General features: G+C 45.1%; 16 protein-coding genes. 4 read left to right on the top strand and 12 right to left on the bottom strand.

Translation table 11 applies throughout. The features are described 5' to 3' along the window. The first annotated feature begins 95 nt into the window (after positions 1-95). Complete coding sequence (locus MHH76_RS10890) at positions 96-1,553, top strand: MDR family MFS transporter (RefSeq protein WP_044803362.1); 1,458 nt, start codon at positions 96-98, stop codon at positions 1,551-1,553. A gap of 4 nt (positions 1,554-1,557) precedes the next feature. Here MHH76_RS10890 and MHH76_RS10895 read toward each other — a convergent pair whose 3' ends face one another. From MHH76_RS10895 to abc-f, 7 genes are all read right to left on the bottom strand, one after another. Beyond that, positions 1,558-2,655, bottom strand: a complete 1,098-nt coding sequence (locus MHH76_RS10895) for a spore germination protein (RefSeq protein WP_020451735.1) — start codon at positions 2,653-2,655, stop codon at positions 1,558-1,560. Between the two features lie 39 nt (positions 2,656-2,694). Then, a complete protein-coding gene (locus MHH76_RS10900; RefSeq protein WP_020451736.1) occupies positions 2,695-3,891 on the bottom strand; it encodes a Ger(x)C family spore germination protein in 1,197 nt (398 codons plus the stop codon). Next, positions 3,878-4,978: a spore germination protein gene (locus MHH76_RS10905; RefSeq protein ID WP_020451737.1), complete on the bottom strand. Its 1,101-nt coding sequence runs from the start codon at positions 4,976-4,978 to the stop codon at positions 3,878-3,880. The genes MHH76_RS10900 and MHH76_RS10905 overlap by 14 nt, the downstream gene beginning before the upstream one ends. A gap of 29 nt (positions 4,979-5,007) precedes the next feature. After that, positions 5,008-6,114: a spore germination protein gene (locus MHH76_RS10910; protein WP_020451738.1), complete on the bottom strand. Its 1,107-nt coding sequence runs from the start codon at positions 6,112-6,114 to the stop codon at positions 5,008-5,010. A 22-nt stretch (positions 6,115-6,136) separates the two neighbouring features. Beyond that, positions 6,137-7,705, bottom strand: a complete 1,569-nt coding sequence (locus tag MHH76_RS10915; RefSeq protein ID WP_020451739.1) for a spore germination protein — start codon at positions 7,703-7,705, stop codon at positions 6,137-6,139. 1 nt (position 7,706) lies between these two features. Continuing rightward, on the bottom strand, positions 7,707-7,832 hold the full coding sequence (locus tag MHH76_RS10920) for a hypothetical protein (protein ID WP_023855724.1): 126 nt from the start codon (positions 7,830-7,832) through the stop codon (positions 7,707-7,709). 146 nt (positions 7,833-7,978) lie between these two features. Next, positions 7,979-9,706, bottom strand: coding sequence for an ABC-F type ribosomal protection protein (abc-f, locus tag MHH76_RS10925; protein WP_268441379.1), 1,728 nt, complete (start codon positions 9,704-9,706; stop codon positions 7,979-7,981). A gap of 463 nt (positions 9,707-10,169) precedes the next feature. On the opposite strand from abc-f, the gene MHH76_RS10930 reads away from it, so the two are divergent. Next, entirely contained in the window at positions 10,170-12,155 is a 1,986-nt protein-coding gene (locus tag MHH76_RS10930) for a methyl-accepting chemotaxis protein (protein WP_023855722.1), read from the top strand. A gap of 44 nt (positions 12,156-12,199) precedes the next feature. Here the strand turns inward: MHH76_RS10930 and csaA are convergent, their stop codons facing one another. Beyond that, entirely contained in the window at positions 12,200-12,532 is a 333-nt protein-coding gene (csaA, locus tag MHH76_RS10935) for a chaperone CsaA (protein ID WP_023855721.1), read from the bottom strand. 222 nt (positions 12,533-12,754) lie between these two features. Between csaA and MHH76_RS10940 the strand changes: the two genes are divergently transcribed. Then, positions 12,755-14,083 (top strand): S8 family peptidase, encoded by a 1,329-nt coding sequence (locus MHH76_RS10940; RefSeq protein ID WP_023855720.1) that lies wholly within the window; start codon positions 12,755-12,757, stop codon positions 14,081-14,083. Positions 14,084-14,133: 50 nt separating this feature from the next. Here the strand turns inward: MHH76_RS10940 and MHH76_RS10945 are convergent, their stop codons facing one another. The 3 genes from MHH76_RS10945 to MHH76_RS10955 all read right to left on the bottom strand — a co-directional run bounded on the left by MHH76_RS10945 (position 14,134) and on the right by MHH76_RS10955 (position 15,736). Further along, a complete protein-coding gene (locus MHH76_RS10945; RefSeq protein WP_031304920.1) occupies positions 14,134-14,544 on the bottom strand; it encodes a DUF5367 family protein in 411 nt (136 codons plus the stop codon). Positions 14,545-14,550: 6 nt separating this feature from the next. Continuing rightward, positions 14,551-15,150: a TetR/AcrR family transcriptional regulator gene (locus MHH76_RS10950; RefSeq protein ID WP_023855718.1), complete on the bottom strand. Its 600-nt coding sequence runs from the start codon at positions 15,148-15,150 to the stop codon at positions 14,551-14,553. Between the two features lie 100 nt (positions 15,151-15,250). Further along, positions 15,251-15,736, bottom strand: coding sequence for a MarR family transcriptional regulator (locus MHH76_RS10955; protein WP_023855717.1), 486 nt, complete (start codon positions 15,734-15,736; stop codon positions 15,251-15,253). Between the two features lie 170 nt (positions 15,737-15,906). On the opposite strand from MHH76_RS10955, the gene yqeK reads away from it, so the two are divergent. Further along, the gene (gene yqeK / locus MHH76_RS10960; RefSeq protein ID WP_033155125.1) at positions 15,907-16,515 is read left to right on the top strand and encodes a bis(5'-nucleosyl)-tetraphosphatase (symmetrical) YqeK; all 609 of its coding nucleotides are present in this window, start codon (positions 15,907-15,909) and stop codon (positions 16,513-16,515) included. A gap of 55 nt (positions 16,516-16,570) precedes the next feature. Here the strand turns inward: yqeK and MHH76_RS10965 are convergent, their stop codons facing one another. Then, positions 16,571-17,056, bottom strand: coding sequence for a DinB family protein (locus tag MHH76_RS10965; RefSeq protein ID WP_025811326.1), 486 nt, complete (start codon positions 17,054-17,056; stop codon positions 16,571-16,573). Positions 17,057-17,061 lie beyond the last annotated feature (5 nt).

Genomic DNA, 17,061 nt, shown 5'->3' on the forward strand with positions numbered 1-17,061 from the left:
AACGAATTTATTTAAAAGGAGAATAGATTGATTTGTCACAAACTCAAAATCAAAAATTAGGATTTGTTGTAGCAGGACTTTTGCTTGCTATTTTGATGGCTTCGATGGACAATACCATCGTCGTCACGGCAATGGGAACAATTGTCGGCGATCTTGGCGGACTCGACAGCTTTGTCTGGGTTGTATCTGCCTTTATGGTCGCCGAAATGGCCGGTATGCCGATATTCGGCAAGCTGTCGGATATGTATGGCAGAAAACGTTTTTTTCTTTTTGGCAGCATCGTGTTCATGGCGGGTTCAGCATTGTGCGGAACGGCTACAACCATTGAGCAGCTCAGCATTTACCGCGCGGTCCAAGGAATTGGCGGAGGCGCTCTCATTCCGATTGCTTTTACCATCATTTTTGACATTTTCCCGCTGGAAAAGCGCGGTAAGATCACTGGACTTTTCGGCGCTGTTTTTGGCCTTTCGAGCATTTTCGGACCGCTCATCGGCGCCTATGTCACTGACTACATCAGCTGGCACTGGATTTTTTATATGAATCTGCCGCTCGGTATGGTTTCTTTTGTTTTTATTCTTCTATTTTACAAAGAGACGAAACAGCATGAAAAGCATCGCATTGATTGGCTAGGGGCGATCACGCTCGTAGGAGCGGTCGTCTGCCTCATGTTTGCGTTGGAGCTCGGCGGCGAGAAATACGCCTGGGATTCGAATGTCATCCTTACTCTTTTCGGAAGTGCAGCCGTCTTATTGGTTTGCTTCCTCATGATCGAACGCAAGGCCAGTGAACCGATCATTTCGTTTCATATGTTTAAAAACCGGCTGTTTGCCGGCAGCACGCTTGTCGCTTTATTTTACGGCGGGACATTTATTTCGGCGACCATCCAGATTCCGATCTTTGTTCAGGGTGTTTACGGAGACTCTGCGACAAACTCCGGGCTTGTTCTTTTGCCGATGATGCTCGGCTCTGTCGTATCAGCCCAGCTTGGCGGATTCTTAACGACAAAAATGAGCTACCGGAACATTATGCTCATCTCCGGACTGGTTCTCGTCAGCGGGTTTTCTTTATTAAGCACGCTTAATATTGACACTCCGCGTTTATTATTAACAATTTATATGATTGTTGTCGGCTTGGGAGTCGGTTTTTCATTCTCTGTATTAAGCATGGCGGCAATCCATCATTTCGGCCCGGAACAGCGCGGTTCAGCGACTTCTACGAGCAACTTTATGCGCTCTCTCGGCATGACGATCGGCGCCAGTATGTTCGGAATGATTCAAAAAAACCAATTTTCAGAACAGATGGAAGATATGTTTAAAAGCACAGGCGCTTCAAATCCCGCCTCACCGAATGACGCCAACCAGATTTTGTCTAGTGCCCGGGCATCATTGCCGCCGGATATTTTAAATCACATCACCGAGGCGCTGTCAAATTCGATTGTTCATACGTTTACTTGGGCAATTTTCCCCGCAGCGGCCGCCTTTTTGCTCGTGTTTTTCATGCCGAATGACAGGGTGAAACCGAGAGCTAAAAAGCGAGTGAACAAAGCGGGCTGAACATCTAGCTTTGCAAAGCTTTCTTTTTTCTCATTTTCGAAATCAATAAAAGCGGAATCGGCACAATGCCGAATAAAACAGCCGCTTGATAGCCGATCATGTCGCCGAGAGAAAATACATCATCGATATTTTTTGGCGTCATTGCGAGCAAATACATCACCGGAAGCAGACCGAACATGATCGGTCTGCTCTTTTTTTTGAAAATTTGCGAGAGCCCCAGGGATGCAGCGTAAAATGAGACAGAAAAAGTCGCAAACAGCTGCATAATCCAGATGACAAGGAGCAGCGATTCAAAACGTTCAAATATTAAGCCGGGCATCTCAAAACTGCGGATCAGGTTAAGCGTCGGCCATGTCATCGCGGTCACCCCGTCAACCGACAGCCCCCCGATCACGAATACGACCGTTGTTAAGTAAAAGAGCATTGCGATGCCGATTCCCATGACAGCGACTTTGACACCATCTTTCGGCTTTTTCATAAACGCCAAAAGGAACACCATCACCTCTGCGCTGATGAACGAAAGCGTTGTCGCTTTTGTCCCCTTTATTGCCGGCATGATGCCTTTCCCAAGGACTGGCCGCAGATTATCCAGTTCAAATATGCCAAAGCTCATAAATACGACGGTTAAAAAGAAAAGGATTGTCACCGGAAAAATGATTTCAAATAAACGGGCAAGCGACCCCATTCCGTCTTTGATCGAATAAAATCCGACCCACATCATCGACATGACGATCGCCCAAATCGGTGTTTGCTGCAGCAAAAAAAAGATAATGACTTCCGCCATAATTCTTGCTTCAAAAGCCGCAATCGCTATAAAATGGTCAATGAAAAACAGGCTGATCACAATACTGAGCCACTTTCCAACAATGTCTTCCCCATATTGAAAAAATGTTTGGCCGGGATAATCCTGGCTTAATTTTGTCATCACCACTCCGGCTGCCGTTGTGACAAGTCCGCCTAATAGGACGGAAATCCATACATCCGGCGTCCCGGCTTCTTCTGCAGCGGTTCTCGGCAAGGAGAGAATCCCAGCCGCCATAATATAACTGACAAATACAACAATTGCCTGAGAAGTCGTAATTTGATCTTCGGAACGGATCATTGCGCGTTTCTCCGCCTTTCGTGATTAGAAGTACTTCTGTTACTGATCCCCAACGGTTCCGTATTCTTTAATCGCGATTTGAACATGAAATGTAATCGGTATATCGGTAAAGGTCTCATCCCAATTTTTCTTTAGTTTTTCCCAAAGCCTCGGATGCTTGATCCTCAGCTCGTTTCCGAATCCGGCAAGATCTGCTTTGTATTCGGTTTTCATTTTTTTTGTAATGTCCTCCATCGATTTTTTCACCGTTTTCGCGGTTGTTTTTTCGATTTTTTCCAAATAATTGTCATCAAAAGCTTTTTCATTCGTGTTCCAGTTTTCCGCAAGATACCCATCTGACTTTACGTTCACTTCAAAAGAAAGACGGTTTCCTTTAACGATGGGCTTGATGTCGCTTTTAATCGATTCGACGCCAAATGCGGTCACCTTCTTTTCTTTCGGATCATAACTTTTAACCATGCCTCCAATTCCCTCACCGGTGATCCACATTACCCCTACTAAGTCATGTTCATCCAAATAACCGATCAGCTTATTGGTTTTTCCGTTGATCGCGGCTGCTCCTGCATATTTGATTTCTCCATCGGTACCGATAACATTTTGAAGAAGATAGCTCGTTCCTGATCTCATTTTGCCTGTTAGTTTGGCAAGCGTCACAGGAGGAAGTATTTTTCTCGCTTTATATTCATTTTCGGCGATTTTGCGCAGACGAAACGCCGGCATTTCGCCGGTTTCCTTCAGCTCAAGCGTGTCTCTCGCCCGCCCTCTTGTGACCAGCACCATACTGCTCGGCCTGATTTCATTATCGCGGAGAGGCTGATCAAGCAGTTCTGCCAGCGAATAGGTGCGGAGAAGCTCAGCGGCGATGACAATCACCTTTAAATGAGGACTGAATACAGGTCTGTCCTGTCTCAATGCTATTTCGGTGTTAATTTGCTGAAGCGAGTCTCCCGTTTCGTAAACGTTAATATACGTTTTTTGATCAGTGCTTCCTCCGGTCGATTTTGAACCGGCTGCTTGTTCGTTCACGTATTGATAGACCATCGTAATCCGGTCTTTTTTCGGGTAATCGCCTCCCATTTCGTCAAATTTTTTTTCGAGTTCGGTTTCTTTGCCTTTGTCAATCCCCATCGCAAATGTGAGACCAAGCTCTTCAATTTCGTGGCTGCTCCAGCATCCGGTTAATAAAAACAAAAGGAAAGCAATCGTTAAGTAGCGAATGGTGTTAATTTTTTTCAAACTTTCTCCTCCTTACTTTCGATATGACCAGAAGCATGAGCGGGATGAGGCCGACTAAATAGATGGCGCTGTTGCCGATTAGATCTCCCAGTTGAAAAAGTTGATTAATATTTTTAGGCATCATCGCAATGAGATAAATGACCGGAAGCAAGCTAAATAATATCGGTTCCTTCCTTTTCTGCAAGAGTTGCGACAGACCTAAAGCAGCAGCAAAATAGCTGATCGTAAAACTGGAGAACATTTGCATGATCCAGATCACTAGCAGCAAGGACTCAAACCGTTCAAAAATCAGACCCGGCATCTCAAAACTACGCATCAAATCAATCGTCGGCCATGTCCGTGACGACACTCCATCGATTGACAGTGCACCGATGACCATAATGACGGTGATCATATAAAAGACAACCGGAAAAGAAATTCCCATCAAAGTTGCTTTTAAAGCTTGCTCGGGCTTTCTCATAAAAGGAACGATGATCAGTATGATTTCTATGCCTGTATAAGCAAAAGACGTTGTCTTGACTCCTTGCAGCACCGGCACGATCCCTTTCCCGAGAACCGGCCGCAAATTGTCGGTATCGAATATGCTGGCGCTCATAAATATGACGATAAGAAAAATGAGAACTGTAATCGGAAAAATGATTTCATAAAGTCGGGCAATCGGATTCATACCGCCGGTTATTAAATAGATTCCGCTCCATAAAAAAACCATCGCCAATGCCCAAAGCGGCGTTTCTTCCAGTAAGTAAAATCCTATAACCTCTGTAACAGAGCGGACTTGGAAACCCGATGTTGCGAGAAAATAACAAATCAAAAGCAGGGTGAAAAGTCTTCCCGGCCACTTGCCAATGAGATCCCGGCTATATTGATATAACGTTTTGTCTGGGGACTCCATGCTCAATTTCACCATGATGAAACCGGCTAATATGGCAACGAGCCCTCCGAATGCAACAGACAACCAGACATCCGGCGCTTTAACCGCTTCCACAGATGTCCGCGGCAGTGTCAAGATGCCTGTTCCCAGCAGAAAATTCGTGATGATGATGACGGTTTGTGAAACGGTAATTTTGTCTTGCTGACTCACCATCATGAAGAAATCCCCCTTTCCTTTTTCAATCATCAGCCTCTGTCAGTTCCCTGTTTCCTCCTTCTTATTTTTGAAATCACCAGCAGAACGAGCGGGGTCAAGCCGCCTAAATAAACGCCGCTGTTTCCAATAAAGTCTCCGAATGCAAACATGTTGTTGATATTTTTCGGGATCATGGCCATGAGATAAATCACCGGAAGCAAGGCAAACAGCATCGGCCGAATATTTGTTTTAAAGAGATGGGCCAGGCCTAATGCCGCACCATAAAAAGAAATGACAAAGGTGGAGAACAGCTGCATGATCCAGATGACCAACAGCAGCGACTCAAACCGTTCAAATATCAGACCGGGGATTTCAAAGCTTCTCATCAAATCAATCGTCGGCCAGGTCCGTGAAACCACCCCGTCTATAGACAGGGCGCCGATTACCATAACGACTGTGACCATATAGAAAAGCAGAGGGATAGCAATCCCGATCGTAACCGTATGAATGGCCTTGCGAGGCTGATTCATGAAGGGCATCAGGACCAAAATGATTTCAATACCTGAAAAAGACAATGCGGTCACCTTTATTCCTTTTAAGACAGGCCCTATTCCCTTGCCAAGTACAGGACGCAAGTTGTCCACATCAAAAATTCCGATACTCATAAACACGACCAGCAGAAAAAGAATGAATGTAATGGGGAGCACGATTTGGAACAACCTGGCGATCGAACTTAAACCGCCAACGATCAAGTATAATCCGACCCATAAAAAAACCATGACAATGGCCCAGCGGGGGGTTCCTTCCAGTAAAAAAAAGCGGATGATTTCAAGCATCGAGCGGACTTGAAAACCGGAATGGGCCAATAGATAAGATGCGAATAACAAGCTGATCAGGCTGCCTATCCATTTGCCGATGATGTCCTGACTGAATTCATAAAAGGTTTTATCAGGATATTGATGGTTGAGCTTTACCATGATGACCGCGGCCAAGAGTGCGACCAAGCCGCCTAATACAAGCGTGATCCAAACATCAGGTGTCCCCACCTCCTCAACAGACGTTCGCGGGAGCGTCAGGATCCCTGTCCCAAGCAGGAAATTGGTGATGATAACAGCTGTTTGCGAAGTGGTAATGCGCTCTTCGTGCCTGACCATCATAAGCGTCTCCCTCCTTTCTCTGCTACTGACGTGTCGAATCGTCTGTTTTTAGCATCTTCGGCCGCTTTTTCATCATCTGTATCGGCATGCGAACGATGAAATCTTTCCAATCGCGCAAACGATAAGGGACAGCCGGGCTTGCGTATGGAACACCAAAGCTTTTCAGCTTCACCGCGTGGCTGGCAAGCATGAGGAAAAACATAATCACCCCGTACAAGCCGAACGTGGCTGCACAAAACATCGCCACAAATCTCAGCATGCGCAGCGAAATACCGGCGCTGTATTGCGGAATGGCGAATGAAGAAATCGCGGTAACGGCAACAACGATGACCATAATCGGGCTGACAATGCCTGCCTGCACGGCAGCCTCCCCGATGATGATACCGCCGACGATTCCCATCGCCGGACCGATTGGTTTTGGCAGCCGAAGGCCGGCTTCGCGCAAAATTTCGATCGCCACTTCCATAATGAGCGCTTCGATCAGCGATGGAAAAGGTACGCCCACCCTCGTTCCGGTAATGGAAATCGCAAGTTCACTCGGAATCAGCCCGGGATGAAACGAAATAAAGGAAATATATAAAGCGGGTCCAAGAAGCGAGATCATGGCTGCGCCGATTCGCATGATGCGGATCAATGAACTCGGGAGCCAGCGTTCATAATAATCCTCGGGCGATTGCAGGAGCATGCTGAATGTAACCGGAACGATTAAAACAAAAGGCGTCCCGTCCAATAAAATGGCCACTCTGCCCTCCATTAACGCACTCATCACCCTGTCAAGACGTTCAGTGCTTTGCACCTGCGGAAATGGACTGAGATAATTGTCTTCGATCAGCTGCTCGACGAAACCTGATTCGAGCGCATCATCGATATCTATCTTTTCGATTCTTTTTTTGACTTCTTCCACCATTCCTGGTTCAGCCACGTCTTTGATATAGGCGACGACAAGATTTTTGACGGCTCGCTTCCCAACTTGAAATTGAACCATAGACAAATTTCGGTTTTTGCCGTGCTGCCTCAAAAGGGCTGTATTTGTGCCAATCGTTTCCGTAAAACCGATGCGCGCCCCTCTGACCAAGGATTCAGATACGGGCTCTTCAATGTTCCTTGTATTTTTTTTAACGGTACCCAGCAATAAAACTTCCGCTGAACCGTCGATCAGCAGTATAGCCGTACCCATCAACACTTCCGGCACCGCTTCGCTGACATGCTTTGCCACTGATACTCCGCTGATTGATAAAATCTGTTTTTTGATTAAGTCCGTTATATTGCTGTTTAATGAAGAAAGCTCAATGTTATATTCTTTAGAAAAATCATCCATAAGGGATTTCATAATATGTTTGTCAATCAGATCTTGATCTGCAAGCATTTCAACAAAAACAATCGCCGCCCGGGTGCCGGTGCGCCCTAAGTCGAATTCTCGGAAATGAACGTCTGAGTTATTCTCCAAGGCTGTTTTGACCGCTTGCAGGTCGTGATCAAAATCGCCGGTCAAATACCCCGTTGATTCCAAAGACGGCACTTCATTTTTAGGTTTTTCCGGCTTGTTGGACGACTGTATCAATCTGCGCGTTTTTGCTTTCCACCATCTCATATCAATCATCCCCTGCCGTGCGAAGCCACAGAAATACTTTTGATATGGCAAACGGGACGAAAAAGACAAAAAAAGCCTGCATCAGGACCATCCAGTCCGGAAAATAGGAAACAATGGTTTTCCACATGTTGATCACCCTTTTTTATTGCTGTAGTAAGTCCATCATTTTTATCCTATTATTACCTTGGGTGCCATCTATAATGGGTGGTAATTTAAACCACGTCAAACAAAAAAGAACCATCTGTGTTAAAAAACACAAATGGTTCTGTCCATTTATTCTTTTTCTAAAAACGACCGTTTGCGTATGGCCAGCTCTGAAAATTCCTGATCCAATTCATGATATCTCGGGTCTTGGGGTGTGAGTCCGGCCAATTCTCCAAGAACGGCGGTCATCCGATTTTCGATGCGAAGCCGCTCCTCTTCATCACGTTTTGCATGTCGCTGTTTCTTTCTGTTCCGATAATCTTTCAATCCGGTTTCGACGCGGATGATGCGCCCATTTTCAAATACGAGAAGTTTGTTACACAATTGATCTGTAAAATACAGGTCATGCGACACAATGATGATCGTGCCTTGAAACTCAAGCAATGTCTGCTCAAGCTGCTCTCTGCTTGGCAAATCAAGGTGGTTGGTCGGTTCATCCAGAATCAGCAGATCATAATCCTTTAAAATCATGCCTGCCAGTTTGATCCGGGTCCGCTCCCCGAGACTGAACGTCCCGATTTCATCATGAAAGCGGTTTTCTTTGATTCCCATATTGGCCAAAATGGTCCGCGCATTTGCGATTTCGGCTCTGTCAGACAAATTCAGTACTTCAGCCACTGTTTGATCAACCCTTAAATCACTGACATCCTGGCTTAAATATGCGGCCTTTACAGATCGGCTCTTCCATAGCGTTCCGGCTGTTGCAGGTTCAGCATCCAACATCATCTTCACAAGGGTCGTTTTGCCGCAGCCATTGTCTCCGATAAGCCCTATTCTCTCGCCATGTTTGACGTAAAAATGGCTGTCTTTGAATAAAGTGCGTCCGTCAAACGCTTTTGTCAGGTCTTTTGCTTCAATAATCCGTTTGCCCCTTTTTTCTCCTGATGAAAATTGAAAATTGACTGACGCAGCTTCCTGTGGCTTTTCCGCTTTGTTTTTTTCCAATTCCTGTTCAAGGCGTTTAAGTTTTGATTTGACTTGATTATCGAGCTTTTTGGCTTTTACCCGGTGGTATTCTTTAAAACCCAGCTGCCTTCGTTCTGACTGTGATCCCTGTTTTGTTGAGTCACGGTGGGCTTTCTGCGACCAATTTTGAAGAGTTGCAATCTGTGACTCGATTCTTTCTTTTTGCTTCTGCTGGACTTCGTATTGGTGCAGACGTTCTTCATATAATCGTTTTTTCTCCTGCCGGTATGCACTATAGTTTCCTTGATAAGTGTGCAACTTCCCATCTTCCAGCTCAAGTATTTTGGAGACGGATTGATCCAAGAAATAACGGTCATGAGAAATAATCAATACAGCCCCTCGATATTGTTGCAGTTCTTCAAGGAGCCAGCTGATTCCTTTTAAATCCAAGTGATTGGTCGGCTCATCTAAGATGAGGAGGTCAGGCATCGTTTTCCAGACGTGCGCCAGTGCAAGCTTTAGTTTTTCTCCCCCGCTCAAATGACTGAGCCGTTCGGAATTCCAGCTTTGGACCTTTGATAAGCCAAGACGGCTGGTCAACTGATATAATTTCCCGCCCTCATCGCCTGTTAATATGCTGTTGAAATCATGAACGGAGTACTCAATCGACTGGAGCAGATAGCCGATTTTAAGCGTCCGGTCTGTTTGAACAGTGCCTTTGTCGGCTTCTATATGACCGCTCAATATATTTGCGAGCGTTGTTTTCCCCGCTCCATTGTATCCGACCAGCCCAATCCGCTCTTGATTGGAAATGTCAAAATCGATGTTTTTTAAAATTGTTTGCTCTCCAAAGCTTTTTTGCAAACCTCTTATTTTCATTAAGATCGTCATACCGTTCACCTCTGTTTTATTTTGGCTGACAACAAAAAACCTCTCGCGGAAACCCGGAGAGGATATCATGCCAAAATATGCATCGTGAAAGCGGTATGAACCGATCCCAATTCTTTGCACGACAAAAAACATGCAAATTTAGAAATTGATGCAAGGTATAAAAGGGCATACTCATCCTATTCTCCAAGTTTCCGTTTTTTCATATTTAAAAAAACGATGGAAAATAAGATTACTGCTTCATGTCCCCTATACCTATTCCTTTCACTGTATTTACCGATTAGTATATAAACGAAGGTAAACTTTGTCAACAGTTATTCAGCCCTTTTTTCAGCCGATCCCGAAAACTGTTGCCTTTCACCTTAGTTGAGAATTTTATTTCGAAGTCTAAAATTTAAAATTTAATGCAAAAGTGTGAAAATTGTCCGATATTAATCTCGTAACCTATAAAAAGGAGTTTTGGCGAATGAAAAAAATAGTAAATTGGATCAAGCATCCATCTCTTTCCAAAAGATTAGCGGTCTCATTTTTATTGATTTTAACACTCCCTGTTTTAATCCTTTCAGGTGTTTCCTATTATACGGCGGGAAGTTCGATTGAAGATGAAATCATGAGAAGCGCAAGAAACAGCGTGGATCAATTAAACGAAACGATCGATCAAAATATCGAAAAAAAAGCGGATGCTATTACATATTTCAGTGAAGTGATCAAAGAAAAAACATACAAGGATAAAGGCCAGACTTCGTTAAGACAACAGTTTGAACAATACGCCAGACAAAATAAAGATGTAGAAGCCGTGTTCACAGGCTCTGCAGACGGTGTCTACGTGCAGCATCCTTATACGAAAATGCCTGACGGCTATAATCCCGCGGAAAGGCCATGGTTCCAAGAAGCGGTTGAGAAAAAAGGCGAAATCATCGTCACTGATCCATACACCTCTGCCGCTACCGGCAACACGGTCATTACCATCGCCAAGCAGAATGAAGACGGGTCAGGCGTCGCGGCGCTCAGCTTGAATATCGATGAGCTGATTAAAGCGACAAATGATGTCAAAGTCGGAAAAGACGGCTTTGCTTTTATCTCAAGTGCATCTAAAAAATATATCGCCCATCCGAAGATTAAAGCCGGAACTGAAGGTGAAGGCAGTTGGGTTGACCAAGTTTACGGCAAAGAAAAAGGTGAATTCAAATATACTTTTGAAGGAAAAGAAAAGCAAATGGCGTTTGCAACAAACAAACTGACAGGCTGGAAAATTGCCGGGACAATGTTTTCCGATGAGATAACAAACGCCACAAAGCCCGTCTTTTATATGGCTCTGATCGTCTTTTCAGGGGCTTTGGTGCTAGGCGGAATTCTCATTTTCTTTATCGTCCGCGCGATCAGCAAACCATTGAATCAGCTCGTTCAATCTGCAAAAAACATCAGCAGCGGCGACTTGACACAGCAAATTAAAGTCCGTTCAAATGACGAATTCGGGCAGCTCGGCACAAGCTTCAATGATATGGCGGAATCGCTCCGCACACTGATCGGCACCATTCAGGAATCGGTTGAGAATGTCGCCTCATCATCAGAGCAGCTGACAGCAAGCGCGGAACAGACGAGCCAAGCGACAGAACATATTACTTCCGCGATCGAACAGTTCTCGAACGGGGCCGAAAGCCAGAATGAAAAAGTCGAAACCAGCTCGCAGCAACTCAGCCAAATGAATGATCATCTGAGCGAAATGACCGAAGTGTCGGAATCGATTACTGAATCATCGATCAAATCGACAGAAATCGCCGAAACCGGCGGAGAACTCGTTCAGAAAACGGTCGGCCAGATGAACTCCATCGATCGATCTGTCAAACAAGCTGAGAGCGCCGTCAAAGGTCTCGAAGGCAAATCGAAAGATATCACATCAATTCTCAGGGTCATTAACGGAATTGCCGATCAAACGAATCTATTGGCATTGAACGCCGCGATTGAAGCGGCCCGCGCCGGCGAGTCAGGCAGAGGCTTTTCCGTCGTCGCCGAAGAAGTTCGAAAGCTTGCTGCCCAATCAGCGGAATCGGCAAAAGAAATCGAAGCGCTGATTCAGGAAATCGTCAAAGAAATCGAACATTCTCTCAAGATGTTTCAATCGGTCAACCATGAAGTCCAATCCGGACTCAAAATTACCGAGAAAACAGAAACGAGCTTTCACGAAATCAGCGGCATGACGAATGAGATCGCCGGCATGCTGCAAACGCTCAATGCAGCGGTCGAACAATTGTCGAAAGGCTCAGAGGAAGTCTCCGGTGCCGTTCAGGAAATCGCCGATGTTTCAAGGGAAAGCACAGCTGGAATACAAGATATTGCAGCATCAGCGGAAGAACAGCTGGCTTCAATGGAAGAAATCAGTACGTCTTCTGCCACACTTGAACAAATGGCGGAAGATCTGCGAGAATTGACGAAAAAATTCAAGGTGAAATAAAAAAAGAGGCTTCCTTCTGGTAGAGGGAGCCTCTCTTTTATGCATCAGCTGATCTTCGTTCCATTGGGCGCTTCTTGATCAGGCGCCAGCAAAATAACGTCGCCTTTTTCCGGCACGCCGCCAAGAACGAGAACTTCCGATTTAAACCCGGCAATCCGCCGCGGCGGAAAATTGACGACTGCCGTCACCTGCCGTCCTATAAGCTTTTCAGGTGTATAACGCTTTGTGATTTGAGCGCTCGAACGTTTGACGCCAATCTCTTCTCCGAAATCGATCTCAAGCTTAATAGCCGGCACTTTCGCTTCAGGAAACTCTTCCGCTTTTAAAATTGTCCCAATCCGAATATCCAGCTTTAAAAAATCTTCGATTGTTGCCATGAATTCAGCTCCTTTGGCCGCTTTCTAGAGGGTGATATTGACATGACTAGAATATCATGTATTTTGGTTCGTTTAAACCCTGGACTTCCGTTGCCACTTTCAGAAGCGAATGGGAAACAGGCCTCTTTTGCCGCCGTTTTAGGACAGCCAACTTTACGGGAACCCCCTTTCATTCATAGATTAAGAGGAAGAATAAACTATAAGAGATGAGGTGGAACTAGGATGTTCGGTTCCTATATGGTTCAAATGGTAAGGTCCAACGCCCATAAACTGGACCGGCCGCTGAGAGAAAGCGTGCTGAAACTCTATAAACCTTTTAAATGGACACCTTGCTTTTTACACGGATTTTTCGAAAAAATATTAATGAAGAACAAAAAAATACCGGTCATTATTGAATTTGAAAAAGACAGCCACCATAAAGGCTATCAATTAGTCAATGAAATGATCGGCAGCAAGAGAAGAAACAAAATCAAGCATCGCTTTTCCAACATTAGCTGCTGCAGCGCGGAAGTCACCCCTTCTTCTTTGCAATCGCTTCTATCTCAATGCGGTGACATTCGCAAAATTTATTTAAATCGCAAAGTGAAAGCGCTCCTCGACGTAGCGGTTGAATCAAGCCGTGCCAAAGAGGTGATCAGAAACAACCAGACGCTGACAGGCAAAGGTGTCACAATCGCTGTCATTGATACGGGCATATACCCTCACAAAGATCTTGAAGGCAGGATCAGGGCTTTTCAAGACTTTGTCAACCAAAGGACAGAACCGTATGATGACAATGGCCATGGCACACACTGCGCCGGCGATGCTTGTGGAAACGGAGCTGCCTCATCGGGTCAGTACCGGGGGCCTGCTCCTGAAGCGGAACTTGTCGGTGTAAAAGTATTGGACAAAATGGGATCCGGCACGCTGGAAACTGTCATTCAAGGGATCGATTGGTGCATTCAATTCAATGAGGAAAACCCTGATGATCCGATCGACATTCTTTCAATGTCATTGGGGGCAGATGCGTTACGCTACGAGAATGAGGAAGAAGATCCGGTCGTTAAAGCTGTTCATGCAGCATGGGACGCAGGCATTGTTGTATGTGCGGCAGCCGGAAATTCCGGTCCTGATGCGCAAACGATTGCCAGCCCGGGCGTCAGCAGCAAGATTATTACAGTCGGAGCTTTGGATGACCGGGATACAGTCAGCCGGGAGGATGATGATGTTGCCTCTTATTCAAGCAGAGGGCCGACGATCTACGGTCAAGTTAAACCGGACTTGCTGGGACCGGGCACAAATATTACATCGCTTCGTTCACCTGGATCTTTCCTCGATAAGATGCAAAAAGCAAACAGAGTCGGCACAGATTATATGATATTATCCGGAACCTCGATGGCCACGCCGATCTGCGCAGGCATTGCAGCCCTTATTCTTCAGCAAGCCCCAGGGACAGGACCTGATGAAATCAAACAATTGTTAATAGACGGAACCGATTTATGGAAAGATCGCGATCCAAATGTTTACGGTGCTGGATACATTAATGCAGAACAATCGGTTCCGCAAGATTAAAGACCGTTCGCCCGTTTTGGCATAAAGCGGGCGAATCTTACATAAAAGATTTAAACCACAGACCTTCTTTTTTCAAGTATGAGCGGTATCGTCAAATACATGGCATACGCGAAGACCATCCAAACCGCAAATCCAATCACCTGGCCCTTTGAAAGCGCCGGGAAGATCAATGAATGATGCCATAAAGAAAATGTGTCGAGAAACAAACCGACTGCCGACCCTACAATGCCAAACTTAACCGCAGCAAACCTCGATTTGTCAACTCGCCGGTAAGCGAGGATCACGGCATATAGTAGGGCAAAAGTTCCGGCTTCAAGAAGCAAAAAGCGGAGCATAAAAGAATCTTGGCCGGGTTCGGCAAGAACCGCACTGCCGAACAGCATAAAAAACACGGTGGCGCCAAGCCAGACAACGAACGAAAAAACAAGAGCCAAACCGAGTTTTTCAGTTAACATCTCCATCTCCCTTTACTCCCCTCCATGCTGTTTTACGGCGGTTTCCGTCAGCATCTGCAGCACCGCCTCTAATTCCCCGTAGACTTTTTCAGAGGAAAATCCCGAAGACATCAGCGACTGAAGAGCAAGACCGTCGATTAGTGCGTTTAAAAGAATGCCCCACGTGCTGAAAGAAACCCCGTCAACAGGAGAACGCTTCCACATCTCGGAAAGCTGTTCTGCCAACACCGTATTTTCCTCTTCGAGAAGTTCTCCAAGCTGCTCGTTTATCTTTTCATTTCGAAAACCTAAAACGGCCAATTCTAAAAAAAGCTGATGGTAATACGCATCTTTTCGTGTTCTTGATTTCGCCGATGACAATCCGTCTTTTATCCTTTCGGCAGCGGGTCTATCATTTGCTTTCAACCGTTCCCACGACGCGCGGCAAAGGTCGCGGACCACTTCAAACACAAGCTGCTCTTTTGTCCGGAAATGATAGTAAACCGTTCCCTGTGTCACCTTTGCTTCTTCAGCAACCGCCTTTAACGTCAGTTTGTCCAGACCCTGTCCGGCAATGCGGCGCTTAGCTGCCTCAATCAACGTTTCTTTTGAAGTCACATTCGGCCTCGCCATTCACTTCACCTCTTAGTTATCTGAATAACTAACTCATTAATTCAACTATAATCTGGAAGGGATTTCTTGTCAATCGCTCATTCAAGTTAACATAATATTGTTATTGTTTCCTATCCGTTTCTGTCATAAGTGTCAGACCTTGAAGAAATTTCAAAATAGCTCCCTGTTCTGCTGTTGAAAACGAATCGAGAAACCTCTGAAACTGTTCCGCTTTTTGCTGATGGAGCTTTTCATGAAGTTCATACACTTGTTTTCCGCTGGGCGTCAGCCTGAAGTATATCTCTTTTTTATTATCCGTCAATTGAAACCGTTTAATGAGGCCTTCTTTCAGCAGCTTTGAACTGATTTTTGTAATATTTGCTTTTGACAAATTCATTTTTTTGGCGATGCCTGTATTATTAATCGGTTCATCATGACCGATACAGCTGATGACATGGATCGTCGTCATATTCCCCGGGAGCCGTTTAACATCAGATTCTGCCGCCTGCTTTAAAAATGCCTTGAGATCAGTATCCGCTTTTTGTTCGTTCAGGTGCAGGAGTTTAACATACATATCATAGATCAGCTGTTTTGTCAGTTCAGACATAGTCAATCGACAGTCCCTTCTTTTTATTTTTCGGTTAACAAAATATTTTAATTGCATGTTCTGGGATTTGTCAATGTTATGATAAGATAAAATCTGATAACGAATGTGTTTTGTTTATCATGAAACAACATCAAAAAGGAGAATCGCTGATGAATATTGAAGGAATAGAGATGGAAGTTCGCTGCACAGGCGATGTATGTTCAGATGCCCTTGAATTTTTGAGACGCCATAACCACGAAAAAACAGCTGAACATTCGATAAGGGTGAAAAAAGCGGCGGAAGATTTGGCAAATTGTTTTCATGTTCCTGCACAAAAAGCGGGAATAGCCGGAATTTTGCATGACATTAGCGGTGTCATCCCTAACGCAAAAAGGATTGCAGCTGCTGAGGCGCTCGGTATTGATATTCTGCCCGAAGAACGGATCTTTCCGATGATTATCCATCAAAAACTGTCGAAAGTGATGGCGCGGGATCTGTTTCAGGTGGCGGATCAAGATATTTTAGATGCAATAGAATGCCACACAACGCTGAAAGAAAATCCCTCGCAGCTCGACCTTGTCCTGTTTTCAGCTGACAAAATCGAATGGGATCAGACGGGGACTCCGCCTTACATCAAGGAGCTTCATGAAGCGCTTGAAATTTCTCTGGAGCACGGGGCGTTTGTTTATATTCAGTATTTGTGGAAACAAAAAGATAAACTGAAAGTTGTCCATCCCTGGCTAAAAGACGCCTATCATCACCTAAAAGCAATAATCGAAGCATGCCCCCAGGCAAAATGAACTGCGGCTTAGGGTGGGTGACCGCCTTAAGCCGCCATCTTGCCTGACAACACCGTTAGTTGACGCCTTTTGAAGGGTCCCACGATTTCTGCTGTTTTCGGATAGTGACGATTTGTCCCAAATGGTAAGCATTATGAAGAATGAGAAGGGACAAAATCTCCGCCCAGGTGGAATGCGGATCATGCTGGGCCGGCTCGTTCAGCATCTCCTCTTCGCATGCTGAAAGCGCATCGATCCATTCGTCATAGATCGTATTCAGTTCCTTCCGGCTTTCTTCCCAGCCCAGTCCGCTTTTGTTTACAAACGTATCATCGATCGTATAATCAAAAGCCGGAACGGGAATTCCTTTAAACCGCTTTAAATAGCGCTCGTTGTAAAAAATCAAATGGTTGGCAATTTCTAAAATCGAATTTTCCGAACCTTCCCCTTTTTGCCTTGCCTGGCTTTCCGTGAGATCAGCGGAAGCCGTTTGAAAACAAACAAACCAAGTCGTTTCGTTAAAGCATGCTTTAAACTGTTCAAGCAAAATGTTTTTTAGCATAAATA

Origin of the sequence: Bacillus sp. FSL L8-0193 (assembly GCF_037976065.1) — a bacterium.
Classification (GTDB): domain Bacteria; phylum Bacillota; class Bacilli; order Bacillales; family Bacillaceae; genus Bacillus; species Bacillus paralicheniformis.